At 61.6% G+C, this 20,812-nt stretch carries 13 protein-coding genes and 1 pseudogene; 3 read left to right on the forward strand and 11 right to left on the reverse strand.

Going from position 1 to position 20,812, the window contains the following annotated elements; genetic code table 11:
* Nucleotides 1–109 precede the first annotated feature (109 nt).
* The 4 genes from astD to ACP7CJ_RS25800 form a co-directional block, all read right to left on the reverse strand.
* A complete protein-coding gene (gene astD, locus ACP7CJ_RS25785) occupies nt 110–1,579 on the reverse strand; it encodes a succinylglutamate-semialdehyde dehydrogenase (RefSeq protein ID WP_426102621.1) in 1,470 nt (489 codons plus the stop codon).
* Nucleotides 1,576–2,601: an arginine N-succinyltransferase gene (gene astA, locus ACP7CJ_RS25790; RefSeq protein ID WP_276194500.1), complete on the reverse strand. Its 1,026-nt coding sequence runs from the start codon at nt 2,599–2,601 to the stop codon at nt 1,576–1,578. The genes astD and astA overlap by 4 nt, the downstream gene beginning before the upstream one ends.
* 50 nt (nt 2,602–2,651) lie before the next feature.
* Nucleotides 2,652–3,671 (reverse strand): arginine/ornithine succinyltransferase subunit alpha, encoded by a 1,020-nt coding sequence (gene aruF / locus ACP7CJ_RS25795; protein ID WP_426102589.1) that lies wholly within the window; start codon nt 3,669–3,671, stop codon nt 2,652–2,654.
* A gap of 212 nt (nt 3,672–3,883) precedes the next feature.
* A complete protein-coding gene (locus tag ACP7CJ_RS25800) occupies nt 3,884–5,104 on the reverse strand; it encodes an aspartate aminotransferase family protein (protein WP_426102587.1) in 1,221 nt (406 codons plus the stop codon).
* 309 nt (nt 5,105–5,413) lie between these two features.
* Between ACP7CJ_RS25800 and ACP7CJ_RS25805 the strand changes: the two genes are divergently transcribed.
* Nucleotides 5,414–11,335 (forward strand): dermonecrotic toxin domain-containing protein, encoded by a 5,922-nt coding sequence (locus ACP7CJ_RS25805; RefSeq protein ID WP_426102585.1) that lies wholly within the window; start codon nt 5,414–5,416, stop codon nt 11,333–11,335.
* 26 nt (nt 11,336–11,361) lie between these two features.
* Here the strand turns inward: ACP7CJ_RS25805 and argR are convergent, their stop codons facing one another.
* The 7 genes from argR to acs all read right to left on the reverse strand — a co-directional run bounded on the left by argR (nt 11,362) and on the right by acs (nt 19,310).
* Nucleotides 11,362–12,342 carry a transcriptional regulator ArgR gene (gene argR / locus ACP7CJ_RS25810; RefSeq protein WP_247402133.1) on the reverse strand — a complete coding sequence of 327 codons (981 nt, stop codon included), beginning with the start codon at nt 12,340–12,342 and terminating at the stop codon, nt 11,362–11,364.
* A gap of 220 nt (nt 12,343–12,562) precedes the next feature.
* On the reverse strand, nt 12,563–13,327 hold the full coding sequence (locus tag ACP7CJ_RS25815) for an ABC transporter ATP-binding protein (protein ID WP_247402131.1): 765 nt from the start codon (nt 13,325–13,327) through the stop codon (nt 12,563–12,565).
* A gap of 27 nt (nt 13,328–13,354) precedes the next feature.
* Nucleotides 13,355–14,467: a succinylglutamate desuccinylase/aspartoacylase family protein gene (locus tag ACP7CJ_RS25820; RefSeq protein ID WP_276194504.1), complete on the reverse strand. Its 1,113-nt coding sequence runs from the start codon at nt 14,465–14,467 to the stop codon at nt 13,355–13,357.
* A gap of 1 nt (nt 14,468) precedes the next feature.
* Nucleotides 14,469–15,167 (reverse strand): ABC transporter permease, encoded by a 699-nt coding sequence (locus tag ACP7CJ_RS25825; protein ID WP_247402126.1) that lies wholly within the window; start codon nt 15,165–15,167, stop codon nt 14,469–14,471.
* Nucleotides 15,164–15,853 (reverse strand): ABC transporter permease, encoded by a 690-nt coding sequence (locus ACP7CJ_RS25830; RefSeq protein WP_010566615.1) that lies wholly within the window; start codon nt 15,851–15,853, stop codon nt 15,164–15,166. Before ACP7CJ_RS25830 ends, ACP7CJ_RS25825 begins: the two co-directional genes overlap by 4 nt.
* A gap of 91 nt (nt 15,854–15,944) precedes the next feature.
* On the reverse strand, nt 15,945–16,730 hold the full coding sequence (locus tag ACP7CJ_RS25835) for an ABC transporter substrate-binding protein (protein WP_426102583.1): 786 nt from the start codon (nt 16,728–16,730) through the stop codon (nt 15,945–15,947).
* 624 nt (nt 16,731–17,354) lie between these two features.
* Entirely contained in the window at nt 17,355–19,310 is a 1,956-nt protein-coding gene (gene acs, locus ACP7CJ_RS25840; RefSeq protein WP_276194506.1) for an acetate--CoA ligase, read from the reverse strand.
* A 394-nt stretch (nt 19,311–19,704) separates the two neighbouring features.
* On the opposite strand from acs, the gene ACP7CJ_RS25845 reads away from it, so the two are divergent.
* Together ACP7CJ_RS25845 and ACP7CJ_RS25850 are read left to right on the forward strand one after the other, a co-directional pair.
* Nucleotides 19,705–19,974 (forward strand): DUF2790 domain-containing protein, encoded by a 270-nt coding sequence (locus ACP7CJ_RS25845; protein WP_276194507.1) that lies wholly within the window; start codon nt 19,705–19,707, stop codon nt 19,972–19,974.
* A gap of 524 nt (nt 19,975–20,498) precedes the next feature.
* Nucleotides 20,499–20,812, forward strand: a pseudogene (locus tag ACP7CJ_RS25850) (ribonucleotide-diphosphate reductase subunit beta); the annotation flags it as partial.

Raw genomic sequence — 20,812 nt, forward strand, 5'->3', positions numbered from 1 at the left:
GAATACACCACCAACCAAATGTGGGAGGGGGCTTGCCCCCGATAGCAGTCTGCCAGTTGATGAATCAGGTGACTGATCCACCGCTATCGGGGCAAGCCCCCTCCCACATTTAGATCAGTGTAATGCCGGGGGTGAGTGTGGCTGGAACCACAAGGCTCGGGGTCTCCAGCGACGCCACCGGGTACGCACAATAATCCGCCGCGTAATAGGCGCTGGCGCGATGGTTGCCCGATGCCCCGACACCGCCGAACGGCGCGGTACTCGCGGCGCCGGTCAATTGTTTGTTCCAGTTGACGATCCCGGCGCGGCTTTCCAGCCAGAACTGCTGGTAACGCGCTTCGGAATCCGACAACAAGCCAGCGGCCAGGCCGTACTGGGTGTTGTTGGCTTCGGCAATCGCCGCTGCGAAATCAGCGTAGCGGATCACCTGCAACAGCGGGCCGAACAGCTCTTCGTCGGCACGTTCGCTCACCTCGGTGACGTCAATGATGCCCGGCGTCAGCAACGCAGCCTGATCCTGCGGCTGGGTCATTTCCAGCAGCGCCACGGCGCCGTTGGCCAACAGCAGTTCCTGGGCGTCCATCAAGGCTTTCGCCGCTGCCAGGGAAATCACCGAGCCCATGAACGGCGCCGGTTGCTGGTCGAACGCGCCGACGGCAATCGTCGCGCTGACCGCCACCAGCCGCGCCAGCAACGCATCGCCCCAGGCGCCTTCGGGCACCAGCAAGCGACGGGCACAGGTGCAGCGCTGGCCGGCCGAGATAAACGCCGATTGAATGATGGTGTACACCGCCGCATCCACGTCGGCCACTTCATCCACCACCAGCGGGTTGTTGCCGCCCATTTCCAGGGCGAGGATCTTGTCCGGACGCCCGGAGAACTGCTGGTGCAAGTGGTTGCCGGTGCGGCTGGAGCCGGTGAAGAACAACCCGTCGATACCCGGGTTGGCCGCCAGGGCGATCCCGGTTTCCCGCGCACCTTGCAGCAGGTTCAACACGCCCGCCGGCAGGCCCGCTTCGATCCAGCATTGCACGGTCAACTCGGCGACTTTCGGGGTCAGCTCGCTTGGCTTGAACAACACGGTATTGCCCGCCAGCAACGCCGGGACGATATGGCCGTTAGGCAGGTGACCGGGAAAGTTGTAAGGGCCAAACACCGCCACCACACCGTGGGGCTTGTGGCGCAACACCGCGGTGGCGTCGCCCAGCGGGCTGCTCTTCTCGCCGGTACGCTCGCGGTAGCTTTGCACCGAGATCGCGATCTTGTTGGCCATGCTGGTGACTTCGGTGGCCGATTCCCACAGTGGCTTGCCGGTTTCCTCACCGATGCAGCGGGCGATTTCATCGGCGCGTTTTTTCAAGGTAGTGGCGAAGGCTTCGAGCACGGCGATGCGCTCTTCCAGCGAACGCCGGGCCCACGCCGGAAACGCCTGGCGCGCGGCCTGCACGGCGGATTCGACCTGCTCGGCGCTGGCGCCCTTACCGGCCCACAGCACGTGCTGGGTCACCGGGTTGCGCGACTCGAACAGTTCACCCTGGCCAGCCAGCCAGCTACCTGCGATATACAGCGAATTCATTATTTCGACTCCCGAGCAGCGGACAACGGTACGGCACGCACTTGATCGCCCACCACCAGTTGCAGGCGTTTGGCGGTCAATGGATCGACCACCAGCGTGCCTGCCGCCAGGCGAGCCGGTGCGGCGGTGATGCGGCACTCTTCGCGCTTGCGGTTATGGATCAGGAACGGCGTGGCGTCGTCCCCCGGCGTGCCGATGGCGAGCACCAGCGACTGACTGTCGCGCACCGCACGAATCTTGCTGGTCTCGCATTCCACCGCCGGGCCGGCATCGAAGATGTCGACATAGCCCTGGTAGCTGAACCCTTCGCTCTTGAGCATGCTCAGCGCCGGCTCGGTGTCCGGGTGGACCTTGCCGATCACGTTGCGCGCATCCTCGGAGAGGAAGCAGCTGTACAGCGGAAATTTCGGCATCAGCTCGGCGATAAAGGCTTTGTTGCCCACGCCGGTAAGGTAGTCGGCCTGGCTGAATTCCATCTTGAAGAAGTGCCGGCCCAGGCTTTCCCAGAACGGCGAGCGCCCGGCTTCGTTAGACACGCCGCGCATCTCGGCGATGATCTTGTTGCCGAACAGCTGCGGGAACTCCGCGATAAACAGCAAGCGCGCCTTGGCCAGCATGCGGCCGTTGAGGCCGTTGCGGTAATCGGCGTGCAGGAACAACGAGCACAGTTCGGAGTTGCCGGTGAGGTCGTTGGCCAGGAACAGCGTCGGGATCTCGCGGTAGATATTCAGCTCCTGGGAGGCGCTGACGGTCAGGCCGACCCGGAAGTTGTACCAGGGCTCGCGCAGGCCGACGGCGCCAGCGATGGCGGAAATGCCCACCACGCGGCCTTCGTCGTTTTCCAGCACGAACAGGTAGTCGGCATCCCCGCGCCCGGCTTCGCCACGGAAGGTTTTTTCCGCCCAGCCAACCCGGTGGGCCAGGCGTTCTTCGTTGGCCGGCAAGGTGGTCAGGCCGGTGCCGGTGCTGCGCGCCAGATCAATCAGGGCTGGTAAATCGCTGCTGCGTACAGGACGAACGATCATGCTATCTCCTCAGACGGGCCGCCCGTTCAGGCCACCCGCAAAACTCTGCTTTAAACCGCAACCAAACGCACGCTGGCGCCTTCACCGACGCCCAGGGCTTCGGCCGCTTCCAGGTCCAGGGTCACCGGTTTGCCGGGCGCGTAGTCCAGTTCCAGCATCACCGCGCGGTAATCCTGCAACTGCGCGTTACTCACCAGGTACTGGCGACCGACACCCTTGACCCGCTCGCCGATCTTCACTGGCACCACGCGGCTCTGGGCGATCGAGCGAATGCCCGAGATCCGTGCGTGCAGCGTCGGGCCGCCGTCGAAGATGTCGATGTAGTGATCGGTCTCGAAGCCTTCGCGCATGAGGATGTCGAAGGTGATCTGCGCACGCGGATGCACCTGGCCCATCGCTTCCTGGGCTTCATCCGGCAGCAGCGGCACATAGATCGGGTAGTGCGGCATCAGCTCGGCGAGGAACGTGCGGCTTTTCAGCCCGCACAGGCGCTCGGCGGCGGCGTAGTTGAGGTCGAAGAAGTTGCGCCCGATGGCGTCCCAGAACGGCGAATCACCGTGCTCGTCGCTGTAGCCGACAATTTCGGTCACCACCGAGTCGGCAAAGCGCTCGGGGTGGCTGGCAACGAACAACAGGCGCCCACGGGAATTGAGTTCCGACCACGGCGAACCGACCAGCTCGGGCACCACGTAGAAGCTGGTGAGCAGGCTGTTGCCGGTGAGGTCATGGCACTGGGAAAGCACGTGGATCTTGTTGTGGATCTTCAACTCGCGGGAGGCGTGGACAAAGGTCTCGTTACGGAAGCTGTAGAACGGCTCCGAGTAGCCGGCCGAGGCGACGATGGCCGAGCAGCCCGCGAGTTTGCCGGTCTCGGTGTCTTCCAGCACGAAGAAATAGCTTTCTTCACCGTTGAAACTGACCTCGGCAGCGAAGGACGCTTCGCTCGCGGCGATCTTGTCGCTCAGGCGTTCCACATCATCCGGCAAGGAGGTGACACCAATCGGGCTGTCCGCAGCCAGACGCTGTACCTCGCCCAGATCAGCCATTTGCGCGGGGCGCATCACCAGCATGGTGTCACTCCTTAACTCGAAAAACTCATAGGAAAAAAATACCGGACAGGTCAGGAACAACACATATCCCAATGTGGGAGGGGCGGTGCGACGATTCGACTTGCCCCCGATAGCGGTGTATCAGTCACCAGATGTATCAACTGACAGACTGCTATCGGGGGCAAGCCCCCTCCCACATTTGACCTGGGTCCGGCCGACAGAAGGTGCAGCTATCAGGCTTGGGTCAGCGTTTTTACCGCACGTTCGAAGCGGTCCAGGCCTTCATTGATGTCCGCATCCTCCACCACCAGGCTCGGCGCAAAACGCACCACGTCGGGGCCGGCTTGCAGGATCATCAGGTTTTCTTTCTCGGCCGCGTTGAACACCTCCTTGGCCTTGCCTTTCCAGGCGTCGCTCAACACGCAACCGAGCAGCAGGCCCAGGCCGCGCACTTCGCTGAAGATCCCGTATTGTTTGCCGATCTGTTCCAGGCGGGCCTGGAACAGGTCGTGCTTGGCGTTGACGCCGGCCAGCACTTCAGGCGTGTTGATCACATCGAACACCGCCCCCGCCACCGCGCACGCCAGCGGGTTGCCGCCGTAGGTGGTGCCGTGGGTGCCGACCACCAGGTGCTTGGCCAGCGCCTCCGTGGTGAGCATGGCGGCAATCGGGAAACCGCCGCCCAGGCTCTTGGCGCTGGTGAGGATGTCCGGCACTACACCGTAGTGCTGGTAGGCGAACAGGTGGCCGCTGCGGCCCATGCCGGTCTGCACTTCGTCGAACACCAGCAGCGCGTCGTGGGCGTCGCACAGTTCGCGGGCGCCTTGCAGGTAGGCCAACTCGGCCGGCAGTACGCCGCCCTCGCCCTGGATCGGTTCCAGCACCACGGCGCAGGTCTTGTCCGACACGGCGGCTTTCAGCGCGGCCAGGTCGTTGAACGGCACGTGGGTGATGCCGGTGATCTTAGGCCCGAAACCGTCGGAGTACTTCGACTGGCCACCGACGTTGACGGTGAACAGGGTGCGGCCGTGGAAGCTGTTCAGTGCCGCGATGATCTCGTATTTTTCGCTGCCGAAGCGGTCGAACGCCACGCGACGGGCCAGCTTGAACGCAGCCTCGTTGGCTTCGGCGCCGGAGTTGCAGAAGAACACGCGCTCGGCAAAGGTCGCGTCGATCAGCTTGTGGGCCAGGCGCAGGGCCGGCTCATTGGTGAAGACGTTGGAAACGTGCCACAGCTTGTTGGCCTGTTCGGTCAAGGCACCGACCAGTACCGGGTGGGCATGGCCCAACACGTTGACCGCGATGCCGCCGGCAAAGTCGATCAGCTCGCGACCCGCCTGGTCCCACACGCGCGAACCTGCGCCGCGCACGGGGATGAATGCGGCAGGTGCGTAGTTGGGCACCATGACCTGGTCGAAATCGGCACGTTGCACCGGGGCTTGCTCAACGGACATCGGAGTCTCCTGAAGAGGAACGCCCGCCTGGAACTGGCGGGCGATGCAGGGATTGTAAGGACAGTTTTCAGTGCGGCCTTGCCGCCAAGCGACAACTTCTTATAGCGCCAACCCGCGATTTTGGCGGGTTTACGCCAATGCGACAAATAGCATCGCAATGGCGCAGTTTAAACGCTCGCGGGTCGCAACGGCAGGTGGTCAAGCAGGATAGCCATAACTTGGCTGGCGGCCTGCTATCTATCTACCCCCCGTCGGCCGCCCGATGTTGTTTTGCTGATACGCCTGTTCATCATGCAAAGGCGTTTCCCTGTGACTCAACCCACCCCGCCCCTCGAACTCGCAGACCTGTCGACCTATCGCGACCTGCACATGGATATCCTCGAGCACGCCGTGCCCGCCTGGCTGCCCGCCACCTCCGCCGCCAAGCGCGCCGCACTGAGCAACGTGCAGCCAGTCATCCCGGCCTGGTACAAAAGCGCCTCCGCCCAGGACCACGACACCCTGAAAACCCGGGTCAATAGCGCCTGGCGCGCACAACAGCAGGTCGACCAGGCGATGGCCAACCTGAAATCGCCGCAAGACTTCGGCGCGCCGCTGCTGCAACAGCGGCTCAAGCAGCGGTTCGGTATCGAGTTGGATGTCAGGACCACCTATCTGCGGCTCTATATTGCCCAGACCATCCCATGGTTTCCCGTGCGCACTGGGGCGGCCAGGACGTGGACCGTCTCGCTGCTCGAGGCGGCCCTGCACAACTTCGAAGCCGACGAACACTATGAAGCGCACTCCGGCTTCATCACCCCACCCACGAGCAGCGGGCAATTCGAGCCCCTGCCGGCCGTCGACGCACAGATCAGCATCGCGCAGTTCACCGCGCTGTGCCGCGAACTGGACATCGGCGGCCACTACCAGCGCTACCTTGAGCAGTACTTCGACTTCAACAACCCGGTGGCCACGGCAAGCCTGCAAGGCAAGCTCAAGCACAGCCAGGCGGCGGACTTGAGCGTCGCGCTACAAATGGCCCGGATGAAAAAAGACCTGCGCGATGATCAGTCCTTCACGCTGCTGCAACGCCTGCTCAACGCCGACGACAGCCGCAACACCTGCTACCCGCTGCTGTGTTATGACCTGACGATCATGTCGAGCACCCTCACCGGCATCGTGCTGTTTGCCGAGAACATCGGCAGCCGCCAACCGGTCGGCCTGATCGCCTATATCCCCGACGATCCCTACGCGCCGCTCAAACAGTACCCCACGCTCGTGGCCTTCATGACTGCACTCGGGAACAACCTGCGCAGCGCCGAGTACCAGCAGTTCTTCAGCCGCTTCGTCAATCACGCAGAGCGCGGCCCATTCTTCGCCGACCTCAATCGCAGGCTGTCCAACGTCAGCTGGCACCTGCACACACGCGGCGACCCGCTGCCGTCCTGGCGCGAAACCCCCATCGACCAGCCACACCTGGCATTCCGCGCCACCGCCATCAGCGGCAACCTGTTCAGCCACCTGTTCCAGCGCAAACTCAGCAAGGTATTCAACGATGCCCGCACCCTCGCCGTGTCCACCGCCAGCGCCGATCAGAAAGCGCGCTGGGAACGCTGGGACATCGTGCGCAACATCGCCTCGGCACTGCTGCAAATCGCGGCATTCGTGGCCGCGCCCTTCGTCCCTCCGGTGGGCCTGCTGATGCTCGGCTACAGCGCCTACCAGATGCTCGATGACGCCTTTGAATGGATCGTCGACTGGGCCGTGGGCGACGTGACCGAAGCCTTCAAGCATTTATTGTCGTGCGTGGAGCAAGGCGTGCAATTGGGCCTGTTCATCGCCGGCGCGCCCCTGGCCAGCGGCGCGCTGCGCGCATTGCTGCCCGCCGAGGCGCTGCGGTTTTTCGAGCGCCTCAAGCCGGTGACGCTGCCCGATGGCAAGACCCGCCTGTGGAAACCCGACCTGACGCCCTATGCCCACGACCTGCAACTGGCGCCGCATGCCTACCCAAACGCGGAGGGCCTGCATGCCCACAATGGCACGCAGATCCTCAAGCTCGCGGACCAACCGTTCGTGGTCCAGACCGATCCCGTCACGCAACAGCCCTACCTGCAGCATCCCACGCGCACCAACGCCTACCGCCCGCCCCTGAGGAGCAACGGCAAAGGCGCCTGGCTGACCGAACTGGACAACCCGCTGAGCTGGGACAGCCTGACCCTGATGAAACGCCAGGGCCCTCACACCCAAGGCCTCAGTAATGATCAGTTGACGACGGCGCAGCGCATCAGCGCCACCGACGACGGCGCGCTACGCAGCCTGTACCTCAACCGCCACACACCGCCGCCGCTGCTGACCGATACGCTGCAACGGTTCAAGATCGACCAGACGCTGCAGGACTTCATCGATCAAATGAACAGCGACGACCCGGCGATCTACGCACGGGCCGATGGGCAGACCCAACTGCACCTACTCGCCAACCTGGGCCTGTGGCCAAAAACCAAGACGTTGCGCTTTTTGGACGCTCGGGGCCGAACCCTGTGGGAGCTGCCCGGCGAAACCAACGCCTGCGTGGTGCAACTGCACGACGCCCAACTCAGCAACGGCGACTTGCTGAAGGCCCTGCTGGAAAGCCTCGACAAGGCGCAACGCAAGACCTTGCTCGGGGAAGCCTTCGGCGACCCGGTCACCTCCCTGCACAACCAGGCGCTCAAACTCAGGAAAAAACTGGCGGGCCTGGCCCAGGCACATCGGCGCGAACTGTTCGATGCGCGCTATCAAAGGCTCGACAGCCCCACCAACCCTCGGCAGCAGGCCATGCGCGAGCACACGCCCGGCCTACCCCTCAGCGCCGCCGATGCCGTACTGGACAGCGCCAACAGCCTGGAACTGCAGGAAGTCGACCAAGGAACAGTCCCGCCGCGCCTGCACCCGTTGGCTCAAACCCTGCGCGACGAAGCCCGCATCACCCAGGCCTACGAAGGGCTATACCTGAACTCGACGGACACGCCGGACACCCATCGACTGGCCCTGCATTCCCTGGAGCGTCTGCCGGGATGGGCGCGGAAAAAGCTGCGCCTCGAGATCAGAGATGCCGACGACGGCCTGATTGATGCGATCGGCAAACCGAAGGCGCGCATCAAGCGTGTGCTGGTGCGCTCCGCCGACGGTCGTTACACCCCGCAAGACAGCCGTGGCCCGCTGTCGGCGCCAACCGACCTGTACAGTGCCATCCTCCAGGCGCTGCCCGATGCCGAGCGCGATGCCCTGGGCCTGCGCATCGGCCAAGGCCCCGCCCTGCGCCAGGCACTGCGCAACCACACACTGGAACGCCAAGCCGCACGCACGCTGATCACCGCCCACACGGCCCGCGCGCCCACCGACACGCGCACGCACCTGCGCCTGCTGGGCATGGACAACTATGCCCCGGCGCCTGCAGCCCCGGCGGCCGAGCCCGATTTGCATGGGCTGGCCCGCGCGCTGTTTCCTGCCCATACCGATGAGCAAATCGGTGAACTGCTGCAAGACCTCGGCAACCGTCCGGGCGGCGCCTTGCCGATCCTCACCGCGCTGCGCCAGGAGTACCTGCAGCTCGGTGAGGACGTGGCCGCCTGGGAAGCCGGCACGCCAAGGCGCTACCCGGATAGCGAGGTGAACATGAGCCGTCAGGAGTACCTCGATGTGCGGCAAAATCGCCACCTCTTCTCGCGTGAACTCATGCGTTGCTGGCGCCGAGAAACCGAGGCCGACCACTACTTCGACCCACCCGCCCGCAATGGTCAGAAACTCCGGCTGCCCTACCCGCTCCACGGAGAGTTGCCGGCGCTGCGCGCCAACTTCGAACACATCTCCTACCTGGAACTGTTCGGCGACCGGCGCGCATTGAATGTCGAGGCGTTCTTGCGCAGTTTTCCCAGGCTGCGTTACCTGAGCATCAGCCATGCCCAACTGGGCCAACTGCCGCCGGTCGTCAGCCGCCTGCCTCATCTCAACGCATTGATTCTCAGCGACTGCCACATCACCCTGACACCCGAGCATCTAAGCGCCCTGACGGCCATGAGCAGGCTGCGCGCCCTGGACCTGTTCAACAACCCGCTGGGGTTCACGCCCAGCGTTGCCAACATGCCTGAATTGCAATACCTGGACCTTTCCCACACCGGCATTTCTGCGCTGCCCGATGGTCTGCTCAGCCGACCGGCACTGGAACTGGCGGCGCTGTCTTACAACCGGATCACACAGTTACCGAGCGCGCTGTTTGAGCTGCCCGCAGACGCCAGCCACACCCTTGACCTGTCCGGCAACCCCCTGTCACGACCGAGCCTTGAGCAGGTGAAAGCCTACTTCCAACGGACCGGCCGCTATTGGGATATCGACGCATCAAATGTCGACATCCAGCGCGTCAATACGCTGTTCCCAGACTTCAGCACGAACGAAGTCAACCGCTTCATCTTTGGCCTGCCGGGCAACCTGGAAATGGGCCAGATCGAATTGGCCCGACTGGAAGTGGACTATGCAGAGCTGTCTGCCGGGCTCGAAACCTGGGCGCGCCAGGCCGCTGCGCCCGAGGAGCAAGTACGACGCCAAGCGTTCAAACGCTCGCTCCAGGCTTGCTGGCGCCGGGAGAGTGCGCTGGATGAACGCCATCCCCAGGCCATTCCCACGTACAGCCTGGAAAACCCCTCCCCGTTTACTGGAGAATTCCCCGCGCTCAACAGCGTCTTCAGGCATGTTTCTTCACTGCGTCTGCTCGGCGCGGGGGACCCCTTCCCACTGCAATCGAGCCTGTTTTTCAGAGGGTTCCCGACGCTGAGCCACCTGTCTATCGAGCAGTATGGGCTGGGCGATATCCCCGGCGCGGTATTCGACTTGCCACAACTGTTATCCCTGCGCCTGCCCCATTGCCGCATCACGCTGTCAGCCGAGAGCGCCGCGTCTCTGGCGACGCTGGACCACTTGGAACAATTAGACCTGAGCCACAACCCACTGGCGCGGCTCCCGGACTTCGGCGCATTGCCCAAACTGGTCAGCGTCAACCTGCAAGCCACCGGCCTGGAGGCTATCCCCAACAGCCTGTTGACCGCCGTCGAGCGCAAGCGCGTCAACCTGAGCAACAACCTGATCAGCGAGATCCCCGCTGGCGCGTTCGGTTTATCCAGCACCGTCACCGGCGCCTTCGACCTCTCGCGCAACCCGCTGTCCAGGGCGGCGCTGTCGCAGATAAAGCGCTACAGCCAGCGCATCGGCGGGCATTTCCAGGCCGACGCGCCGACCGCCCTGCGAGACCAGATCAAAGCGCTGTACCCCACGTTCACCGACGGCGAAGCCAATCGTTTTTTCTTTGAATTGCCGGGTGACCTGGACGCGGCAGAGCCGGCCCTCAAGCGCCTGGAAGACCAATACAAAACACTGCGCGAAGACCTGCGACTGTGGATGCTGGACGTTCCAACCCGCCACCCGATCCTGGATGTGCCACTGGATGAACAAACACGCGCGCAGGATCAGCTCCACCGCCAGGCGTTCAAAACCTATCTGGAAGACGCCTGGCGCCGCGAAAGCGAACTGGACGACGACCACGACAGCCTCGAACCCACCCATAAGCTGGTGTTTGAAACCAACATCCTGGGCGACCTGCCGGAACTGAGCGCGCAGTTTGACCACGTGTCGTCCCTCGAAATCGTGGGTGAAGGCAGCATTACCGGGGTTGATGGGTTACTCAGGTGCTTCCCGAAACTGCGCAGGCTGATCCTCTCCAAGCACCACCTTGGCACTGTGCCACACAGCGTGTTCAGCCTGACCGAACTGAGCACCCTGAGCCTGACCGAGTCCGCTGTGCAATTGACGCCGCAGAGCATCAGCGCATTGGCCGAGATGAAGAGCCTGGTTTATCTGGATTTGAGCGAGAACCCGCTGGGACTGTCACCGGACGTCAGTCGCCTGAGCGAACTGGAGTCGCTGTACCTGCCCGACACCGCCCTGCGCGAAATGCCTCGCGGCGTGTTTGGCCTGCCTGAACTGCACACCCTGGACGTGAGTGACAACCTGATCGAAGGATTGCCCACCGACCTTCTGGAAATGGCCGCGCCGCTCGACGAGGTATCGGACTTCAGCGGTAACCCCTGGTCGGCGCAAAGCCTCAACGCCTTGCGCCAGTACTACCTGCAAACCGGTAACGACCTGGCAGTCGATGAAGCCCGGGTGGATTCAACCGGCACTGCGCTGGTCAGGTCCGACTCAACCGAGCCGATGGAGGAATAACGCGCCAGCCGGCACTCAGTCGGCACTCAGCCGCGCTCGGACGGCACCGACGACAACTCGAACGGACTGCTGCTGCGCCGCTGGTTGCGGTCTTCGCGAGGGGTGGCGCCAAAGAAATTGCGGTAGGCGCTGGAGAAATGCGGCCCCGAGGAGAAGCCGCAGGACAGGCCGATCTGGATGATCGACTTGCTGGTTTGCATCAGCATCTGGCGGGCCTTGTTCAGGCGCAGTTCCAGGTAATACTGGCTGGGGACGCGATTGAGGTACTGCTTGAAGATGCGCTCCAGTTGTCGTCGCGACACGCAGACGTGCTGGGCGATTTCGTCGGTGGTCAGCGGCTCTTCGATGTTGGCTTCCATCAACAGAACGGCCTGGGTCAGCTTCGGATGGCTGGACCCCAGGCGGTTTTGCAGGGGGATGCGCTGGCGCTCGCCGCCTTCGCGGATGCGTTCCACCACCAGTTCTTCGGACACCGCACCGGCCAGCTCGGCGCCGTGATCACGGGCCAACACCGCCAGCAACAGGTCGAGTACCGACATGCCGCCACACGCGGTCAGGCGATCGCGGTCCCAGTCGAACAAATGGCTGGTGGCGATGACCTTGGGGAAGCGCTCGGCGAAATCGTCCTGCCAGCGCCAATGGACGGCGGCGCGGTAGCCGTCGAGCAAACCGAGCTGGGCCAGCGGGTAGACACCGGCCGACAAACCACCGACCACGCAACCGGCGCGCACCAGTTGCTTGAGCGCGGCGCTGAGCTGGGAAGCGATCACTGTGGGCGGTTCGTCGGCCACTAGGAATAGCTTTTGGAAGCCTTCTAGCTTGCCGGTCCACGGCCCGCCCGGCAGTTGCCAGGCGCCTTCGGTCTGCGGTTCGGCCTGCAGAAACGACAGTTCGTAGACCACCTCCGGATGCACCCGCTGAGCAACGCGCAAGGCCTCCTCAGCCAGCGCAAGCGTCAGTGCTTTTGTGCTGGGCCAAATCAGGAAACCAATTCGATGGGCAGTCATGGAGGGCTATCCGAAGCAAAAACAGTGAAAGAAGCCGTGGGCCAATGCTAGCCCGTAAATGAACACAAATCTCAAAAACGATGAACATCCAATGTGGGAGGGGCGGTGCGACGATTCGACTTGCTCCCGATGGCGCTGTATCAGAATCAGATGTGCTGACTGACACTCAGCTATCGGGGGCAAGCCCCCTCCCACATAAAGCAGCGCTCACAAGGAGTGGCTACTTCAAGCTGCCGGAAAGGAACTGCTGAAGACGTTCGGACTGGGGATTGACCAGCACTTCGCGCGGGTTGCCGCGTTCTTCGACGATGCCTTTGTGCAGGAACACCAATTGGTTGGACACTTCACGGGCAAAGCCCATTTCGTGGGTCACCACCACCATGGTGCGGCCTTCCTGCGCCAGGTCCTGCATGACCTTGAGCACTTCGCCGACCAACTCCGGGTCCAGCGCCGAAGTGGGTTCGTCGAACAGCATCACCTCCGGCTCCATCGCCAGCGCTCGGGCAATCGCCACGCGCTGTTGCTCGCCACCGGACATATGGCCCGGGAACGCGTCCTTACGATGGCCTACGCCGACTTTGGCCAGGTAGTGCTCGGCCTTTTCCCGTGCGTCTTTTTTCGACATGCCCAGCACATGCACTGGGGCTTCCATCACGTTTTCCAGTGCAGTCATGTGCGACCACAGGTTGAAATGCTGGAACACCATGGACAGGCGCGAACGCATGCGTTGCAGCTGTTTCGGGTCGGCGGCCCGCAGGGCGCCGTCCTTGTTGGCCACCAGTTTCAGCTCTTCGTTATTGAGCAGGATCTTGCCAGCGTGGGGTTGCTCCAGCAGGTTGATGCAGCGCAAAAAGGTACTTTTGCCCGAACCACTGGAACCGATGATGCTGATCACATCACCGGCCGAAGCGGCCAGGGACACGCCTTTGAGCACTTCATGACTGCCATAGCGTTTATGCAGGTCTTGGACTTCAAGTTTGTACATGCGGTCGGTTCTCACAAAAACAGGTGGTCAGTCGTTGAGCAAGCGCCCGTGACGCAGCGCTTCGCGCCCCGCCACCTTGGCCAGCCAGAAACCCGCTTGGGCATAACGTAGCCGTTCAACGGCAAACAACACCCCCGAAGTGCCGGCGCGGATGATGCTCACGCGGTCTTCCAGAGGGTCAATCACTTCAAAAATCGGTTCGCCGGCGTCCACCCAGTCACCGGCTTTACGCAGGTAACTGATCACACCGGCATGCGGCGCAAACAGCAACTCGGTGCCTTCGAAGGGCACACCGTCGCAGGGTTCGTACTGTGGCGCCGGCCACTCACCGTTAATCAGGCCCTGTTCGGCGAGGAACGCGAGGATGCCTTCGGCGTGGAAGATTGCTTCATCGCGGCCGGTATCAGCCTGGCCGCCCAGTTCCAGGGTGGTCGCCAGGCATGCCAGCGGAATCTGCGCCTCGGGGAACGCCCGCGACAGACGCAGCCAGGGCAGCGAGCAGGCTTCATCGAACGAGCTGCCGCCGGAGTCTTCCGCCAGCAGGCCGACTTTCACATTCAAATGCGCCGACAGCGAACGCCACTGCGGCCAATGCTGGGGCAGTGCGTACATGTGCAGCGCAGCTTCGGCGTCGCAATGCAGGTCGAGGACGATGTCTGCGCTGCAGGCGTGGCTCAACAGCACGCGCTGCATGCCTTGCAACTGGCTGGCCGGCGCGGGCAACGCGTCAAGCGTAGCGCGCATCGCCTGGCGGATCACGCGCACGTTGGCATGGGGGTCGTCCCCGAGCTTGCCGTGCAACTGCGCGATCACCGGCTCGCTCAACTCGACGAAATCACGGTTGAAATTCTTGCCGCTGCCAATCTCGAAACGCCCCTGGTGGCTGCCTTGCAGCAGTTGGCCCAGGCCCATCGGGTTGGCCACCGGCACCAGCTCGATCACGCCGTTGAGGGCGCCTTGCTGTTCCAGTTCGGTCAGGCGCTTTTTCAGCTCCCACGCGGCACGCATCCCCGGCAGTTCATCGGCGTGCAGGCTGGCCTGGATGTAGGCCTTGCGCTCGCCGCTGCCGAAACGGAACACGCTCAGTTGGCGCTCGCAGCCCAGGTGGCCCCACGGCAACAGGTGATCGATACGTTCCATATCAGTGCTTCCGTGGAGCCAGGTAGCTCAGCCAGCGGCGCTCGGCCAACTTGAACAAGCGCACCAGGATAAAGGTCAGGCACAGGTAGAACGCGCCGGCGGTGATATAGGCTTCGAACGGCAAATAGTACTGGGCGTTCACCGTGCGCGCGGCGCCGGTGATGTCGATCAGGGTGACGATGGACGCCAGGCTGGTGGTCTGCAGCATCATGATCACTTCGTTGCTGTACTGCGGCAGCGCACGGCGCAGGGCCGACGGCAGCAGGATGCGGCGGTACAGCTTGTAGCGCGACATGCCCATGGCCTTGGCCGCTTCGATCTCGCCATGGGGGGTGGCCTTGAGGCTCCCGGCAATGATCTCGGCGGTGTAGGCGCTGGTGTTGATCGCAAAGGCCAGGCACGCGCAGAACGTGGCGCTGGACAACAGCGGCCACAGGAAGCTCTCGCGCACCGCTTGGAACTGGGCCAGGCCGTAGTAGATCAGGAACAGCTGCACCAGCATCGGCGTGCCGCGGATCACATAGGTGTAGAGCCAGGCGATACCGTTGACGACCGGCTGCTTGGACACACGCATCAACCCCAGGGGCAAGGCGGCGAGCAAGCCGAAAAACAGCGACATTGCCAGCAATTTCAGGGTGGTCAGCAAGCCGCCAAGGTAAAGCGGCATGGCCTCCCAAATGACGTTGTAGTCGAAGATCATAGATCAGCCGCCCTTACGCCTACCGAGTAGCGCTTCTCAAGATGACGCAAGGCCAACAACGACACGCTGGTAATCACCAGGTACATCGCCGCCACTGCGAGGAAGAAGGTAAAAGGCTCGCGGGTGGCATCTGCCGCCTGCTTGGCCTTGAACATCATGTCTTGCAGGCCCACCACCGAAATCAGCGCGGTGGCCTTGGTCAGTACCAGCCAGTTGTTGGTAAACCCGGGGATCGCCAGCCGAATCATCTGCGGCACCATCACCCGGAAAAACACCTGAAAAGGGCTCATGCCATACGCCAGGCCGGCTTCAGCCTGGCCCTTGGGGATGGCCATGAAGGCGCCACGGAAGGTTTCCGAGAGGTAGGCACCAAAGATGAAACCCAGGGTGCCGATACCGGCGGCCAAGGGGTTCAAGTCGATATAGTCGTCATAGCCAAGCATCGGCGCGACGCGGTTCAGCAGGTCCTGACCACCGTAGAAAATCAGCAGGATCAGCACCAGGTCGGGAATCCCGCGGATCACCGTGGAGTACAAGTCACCCAGCCAGGCCAACCAGCGCACCGGCGACAGGCGTAACGCGACCCCGATCAGACCCAGAACAATGGCCAAGGCCATGGACGACAAGGCGAGCTGAAGCGTCAACCATGCGCCATCGAGGATGACGGCCCCGTAGCCTTTCAACATGATTCAGGTCCTCGAAAAGGGGGATGAAAAAATGGCGCAAACCTCAGGAATTCTGTTGCTTGCGCCATTCTGGACAGACCGCTGCGACGATTTACTTGGCGTCTGGGCCGTAAATATCGAAGTTGAAGTACTTGTCCTGGATAGCCTTGTACTTGCCGTTGGCACGGATCGCAGTGATCGCAGCGTTGATGCGATCCAGGTTTTCCTTGTCGCCTTTACGTACCGCGATACCGATGCCATCGCCGAAGTATTTGTTATCGGTAAAGGCTGGGCCGGTGAACGCGTAGCCTTTACCCGCAGCCGTATCGAGGAAACCTTCCTGCAACAGGGTGGCGTCAGCCACGGTGCCGTCGAGGCGACCGGCTTCCACGTCCAGGTAGATTTCGTTCTGCGAGCTGTAAGGAACAACCGTGGCACCTTTAGGCGCCAGGACTTCCTTGGCAAAACGGTCGTGGATCGAACCGCGCTGCACGCCGATCTTCTTGCCTTTCAACTCATCCAGGCTGTCGCTGACGGTCGTGCCTTCCTTCAACACCAGGCGCGCCGGGGTCAGGTAGTAGCGGTTGGTGAAGTCCACGGACTTCTTGCGGTCATCGGTGATGGACATGGACGACAGGATCGCGTCGATCTTGCGCACTTTCAGCGCGGGGATCAGGCCGTCGAACTCTTGCTCGACCCAAGTACACTTGACCTTCATCTCTTCGCAAAGGGCGTTGCCGATGTCGTAGTCAAAACCGACGATACTGCCATCCGGTGCCTTCGAGGCAAACGGAGGGTAAGCCGCTTCGATACCAATTTTCAGAGGCTTGCCTTCAGCGAAAGCCTGCATGGACAGCACGGACAGCGCCAGGGCGCCCAACAGCACGAGTTTCTTCATCTTGGGACTCCATCGGTATAGGGCAAAACAGCAGTATGAGCCATGGCCCACGATGCGACTGAGTGAAACCGAATAGCGGTGCTGCGTCCTACGCCGATTCAACAGCGGCGACGACGAGCGAGTGATGGGCATTCTAACGACAGGCCGGAAGCCGATATTTCCTCAATGCGACAACAATTTACAGAAGCACTGAGAAAGCGGTTCCAGCACATTGACAGCCCCTGTTTTTTATGCAGAGACAAAAGATATTAAACCTGTTGATACTGCAAATTGCGGGCCTATTATTCGCAAACCCTTCTAGCACGGCAAGTCTGGCGTTTAATCTAATGTCCCCGGGTGTCTAAAACACGGCTTTTCGAGGCAGGCCCGTAGCACTTTGCCTCATGTTAGGGCGAAGGGTTACACATTTGCGCTTCTCGGTAACATTCAGAAACGTCCTCTGCGATAAACCGATATTTATTGGACTGGTGGAGATCCAAATGTGGGAGGGGGCAAGCCCCCTCCCACATGGGACCTTCAGTGGCTTTGAGAGACCACAAACATGGGATCTTCAGTGGTTTTGAGAAACCACAAAAAAGCCCCACCCGGCTCACACCGAATGGGGCTCTGTCCCACCAACCCGCCTTATGCGACGTTCATGGTCTTGTGCGTTTCAATCAAATGCGCCACCACACTTGGGTCGGCCAGGGTGGAGATATCGCCCAAGCCATCGTACTCAGCCGTGGCAATCTTGCGCAGAATCCGCCGCATGATTTTCCCCGACCGCGTCTTCGGCAAGCCCGGTGCCCACTGGATCACATCCGGCGAAGCAATCGGTCCGATTTCCTTACGCACCCAGTTCTTCAGCTCCAGGCGCAGCGCTTCGGTCGGCTCTTCGCCGTTTTTCAGGGTGACATAGACATAGATGCCCTGGCCCTTGATGTCGTGCGGCACACCCACCACCGCCGCTTCCGCGACTTTAGGGTGGGCGACCATGGCACTTTCGATCTCGGCGGTGCCCATGCGGTGGCCGGACACGTTCAACACGTCATCCACACGGCCAGTGATCCACCAGTAGCCATCTTCATCGCGACGGGCGCCGTCACCGGTGAAGTACATGCCACGGAAGGTCTTGAAGTAGGTATCGACGAAACGGTCATGGTCGCCGTACAGGGTACGGGCCTGGCCGGGCCACGAATCGAGAATCACCAGGTTGCCTTCGGCAGCGCCTTCGATGATGTTGCCCAGGTTGTCCACCAATGCTGGCACCACGCCGAAGAACGGCCGTGCCGCCGAACCCGGCTTGAGCGCATGAGCGCCCGGCAGCGGGCTCATCAGGGTGGCACCGGTCTCGGTCTGCCACCAGGTATCGACGATCGGGCAACGGGATTGGCCGACGTTCTTGTAGTACCAGTCCCACGCTTCCGGGTTGATCGGCTCACCCACCGAACCCAGTAGGCGCAAGCTGCTGCCATCAACGCCTTCGCAGGCGGCGGTGCCGGACGCCATCATCGCGCGGATCGCCGTCGGCGCGGTGTAGAGAATATTGACCTTGTGCTTGTCGACGATCTTGCCCACCCGAGTGATGTCCGGGTAGTTAGGCACGCCTTCGAACATCAGCGTGGTCGCGCCATTGGCCAGTGGTCCGTAGACGATATAGGTGTGGCCGGTGATCCAGCCGACGTCGGCGGTACACCAGAAGATTTCGCCCGGGCGGTAGTCGAACACGCGCTCATGGGTCAGGGCCGCGTATAGCAAGTAGCCGCCAGTGGTGTGCTGCACGCCTTTAGGCTTGCCGGTGGAGCCGGAGGTATAAAGAATGAACAGCGCTTCTTCGGCGCCCATCTCTTTCGGCGCACACACGGTGCCCGCCACTTTCATCAGGTCTTCGTACCAGATGTCGCGATGCTGGTTCCACTTGATGCTGCCACCGGTGCGCTTGCACACGATGACTTTCTGGACGCTGTTGGTTTCCGGGTTGGTCAGCGCGTCGTCGACGTTGGCCTTCAACGGAATCTTCTTACCGGCGCGTATACCTTCGTCGGCGGTGATCACCACTTTCGACTTACAGTCGATGATGCGACCGGCTAAGGCCTCCGGCGAGAAACCGCCAAACACCACCGAGTGGATCGCACCGATGCGGGCACAGGCCAGCATGGCGACCGCAGCTTCGGGGATCATCGGCATATAAATAGTCACCACGTCGCCGCGGTGTATGTCCTGGCCACGCAGGGCGTTGGCGAGTTTGCAGACTTGTTCGTGCAGCTCGCGATAGGTGATGGTGCGGCTTTCGGCAGGGTCATCGCCCTCCCAGATGATCGCCGCCTGGTCGCCGCGCTCGGCGAGGTGACGGTCCAGGCAGTTGTAGGAAACGTTCAGGGTGCCATCGGCAAACCACTTGATGTCGACATGGTGATCGTCGAAAGAGGTCTGCTTCACCGTGGTGAAAGGTTTGATCCAGTCCAGACGCTTGGCTTGCTCACGCCAGAAACCATCGGGATTGACCACCGACTGCTGGTACATGGCCTTGTAGGTCGCCTCGTCAGTCAGCGTATTGGCTACTGTTTCGGGGCGAACGGGGTACAGGGAAGCCGCACTCATCTTTCTTACCTCGGTGAAATAGTTGTTTTTGTATGACCCCAGTTGTAGCCGGGGTGAACCTATAGAACCATTCGACGATGGTAGTAACAAGACCCTACAAACTGCCCTGATATCCCTTTTACCCCTCTGGCCCGCAGCCGGCAACGCCTGTAGGGCACGTAAAAAACCTTCAGCGGGGGATTGTTACAAAAACCACCAATAGTGTTTATCAAAAGCACGGGTATATGAATATAACCCGCAGGCCTAAAATCGATTCCGCCAACAAGGCAACCTGATTAACACCGTAACAGCCCCCACGAAGGCACGTTAATCCGAGCTAAACAACCCTAAGTTACACACGTGGCCTCCAAAAGGCCCCGTGGCCCCTTTCGCCCTGAAGAAGGTAAATAGAGAAATGAAAGCTTTATTAGTTATGGCCCTCAGCAGCTTGTGCGCCACCGCCGCCCTGGCCGAGGAAGCCCCGACTGACGTAGCCGGCCAGAACGCCCCGATTGTTGAGGACTACACCTACAGCACTCACCTGGACATCGCCAAAGTAGTGTCCATGAGCAGCGTTCCAGAAGTATGTGAAGTAGTCCCGGTAAAAATGGAATATGAAGATTCCAAAGGTCAGCGTCACATTCTTAACTATCACGTGATGGGTAACGGTTGCTCTAACGGGTAACAACTTCGTTAACTCACACTGACGGTGATCTTATTTGCCGCAAGAAATTGCTCTTGCGGCCAAGAACCGGCTTCACACCCACCACACCGTACCGCCTCTCAAAACCCCCTCGTTTGCCCCTCGCGATAAATAGCCCACCGTCCGTCAAAAAAATCCCCCTGCACCAAACCCCTGTAAACCCTCACGCTGGCTCAAATACCGGGCTTTTTGTCTACGTTCAGAGCGCATGCGCAGCAACACAAAGCCGTTTTTTTCCCTATAATGCGCGGGTAAATCGGGCCTGCAATATCCCTTTACACGGGGATGAAGAGCCAGACCTGAGGCCTCCGCAGGAGCATGCATCTATCGCTCCGCCCCTCAAGCCTCACGCAGAGCACCCGTTCACCCCATTGCGTTTAATGCCTGCGCTAGCGGTTGCAACAAACGATTCCTTAAGATCCACCGCGGCCCGAGGGCCGTGTGAACACCCAACCATCCGGTTTCACACGGGCACCTTTGAGCCCTCACGCAGGAGACGACACGTCATGCTGAGCTGGGACGAATTCGACAAAGAAGAAGACGGCGAAGTAGCCACCAAAGGCGCCAACGCCGGCCACGCCACCGAAGCCAACATGGACCGCCTCGACGGTGCCGGCGCCGCCGCTGCCATCGAAGCCCGCGCCGTCACCGCCAACGACTCCGCCGCGATCATCCGCGCCAAGGCCGCCCTCGACACACTCGACATCGCCGAAGGCCTCGCCGAACTCGAAGGCGCGTCCGCCCGTGTCGCCGTTGACGAAAAGCGCATGATCAACTGCCGCGCCGACCTCAACCAACTCGTGCCCTTCAAGTACGACTG

Source organism: Pseudomonas sp. PSPC3-2, from assembly GCF_049897085.1.
In the GTDB taxonomy this organism is placed as follows: Bacteria; Pseudomonadota; Gammaproteobacteria; order Pseudomonadales; family Pseudomonadaceae; genus Aquipseudomonas; species Aquipseudomonas paraveronii.

Bases quoted from the DNA above. Each gene is read 5' to 3' on its own strand.
- ACP7CJ_RS25845 (WP_276194507.1), top strand. From the start codon at position 19,705: ATGAAAGCTTTATTAGTTATGGCCCTCAGCAGCTTGTGCGCCACCGCC.
- ACP7CJ_RS25800 (WP_426102587.1), bottom strand. From the start codon at position 5,104: ATGTCCGTTGAGCAAGCCCCGGTGCAACGTGCCGATTTCGACCAGGTC.
- ACP7CJ_RS25815 (WP_247402131.1), bottom strand. From the start codon at position 13,327: ATGTACAAACTTGAAGTCCAAGACCTGCATAAACGCTATGGCAGTCAT.
- astA (WP_276194500.1), bottom strand. From the start codon at position 2,601: ATGATCGTTCGTCCTGTACGCAGCAGCGATTTACCAGCCCTGATTGAT.
- aruF (WP_426102589.1), bottom strand. From the start codon at position 3,671: ATGCTGGTGATGCGCCCCGCGCAAATGGCTGATCTGGGCGAGGTACAG.
- ACP7CJ_RS25820 (WP_276194504.1), bottom strand. From the start codon at position 14,467: ATGGAACGTATCGATCACCTGTTGCCGTGGGGCCACCTGGGCTGCGAG.
- ACP7CJ_RS25835 (WP_426102583.1), bottom strand. From the start codon at position 16,730: ATGAAGAAACTCGTGCTGTTGGGCGCCCTGGCGCTGTCCGTGCTGTCC.
- acs (WP_276194506.1), bottom strand. From the start codon at position 19,310: ATGAGTGCGGCTTCCCTGTACCCCGTTCGCCCCGAAACAGTAGCCAAT.
- ACP7CJ_RS25830 (WP_010566615.1), bottom strand. From the start codon at position 15,853: ATGTTGAAAGGCTACGGGGCCGTCATCCTCGATGGCGCATGGTTGACG.
- ACP7CJ_RS25825 (WP_247402126.1), bottom strand. From the start codon at position 15,167: ATGATCTTCGACTACAACGTCATTTGGGAGGCCATGCCGCTTTACCTT.
- argR (WP_247402133.1), bottom strand. From the start codon at position 12,342: ATGACTGCCCATCGAATTGGTTTCCTGATTTGGCCCAGCACAAAAGCA.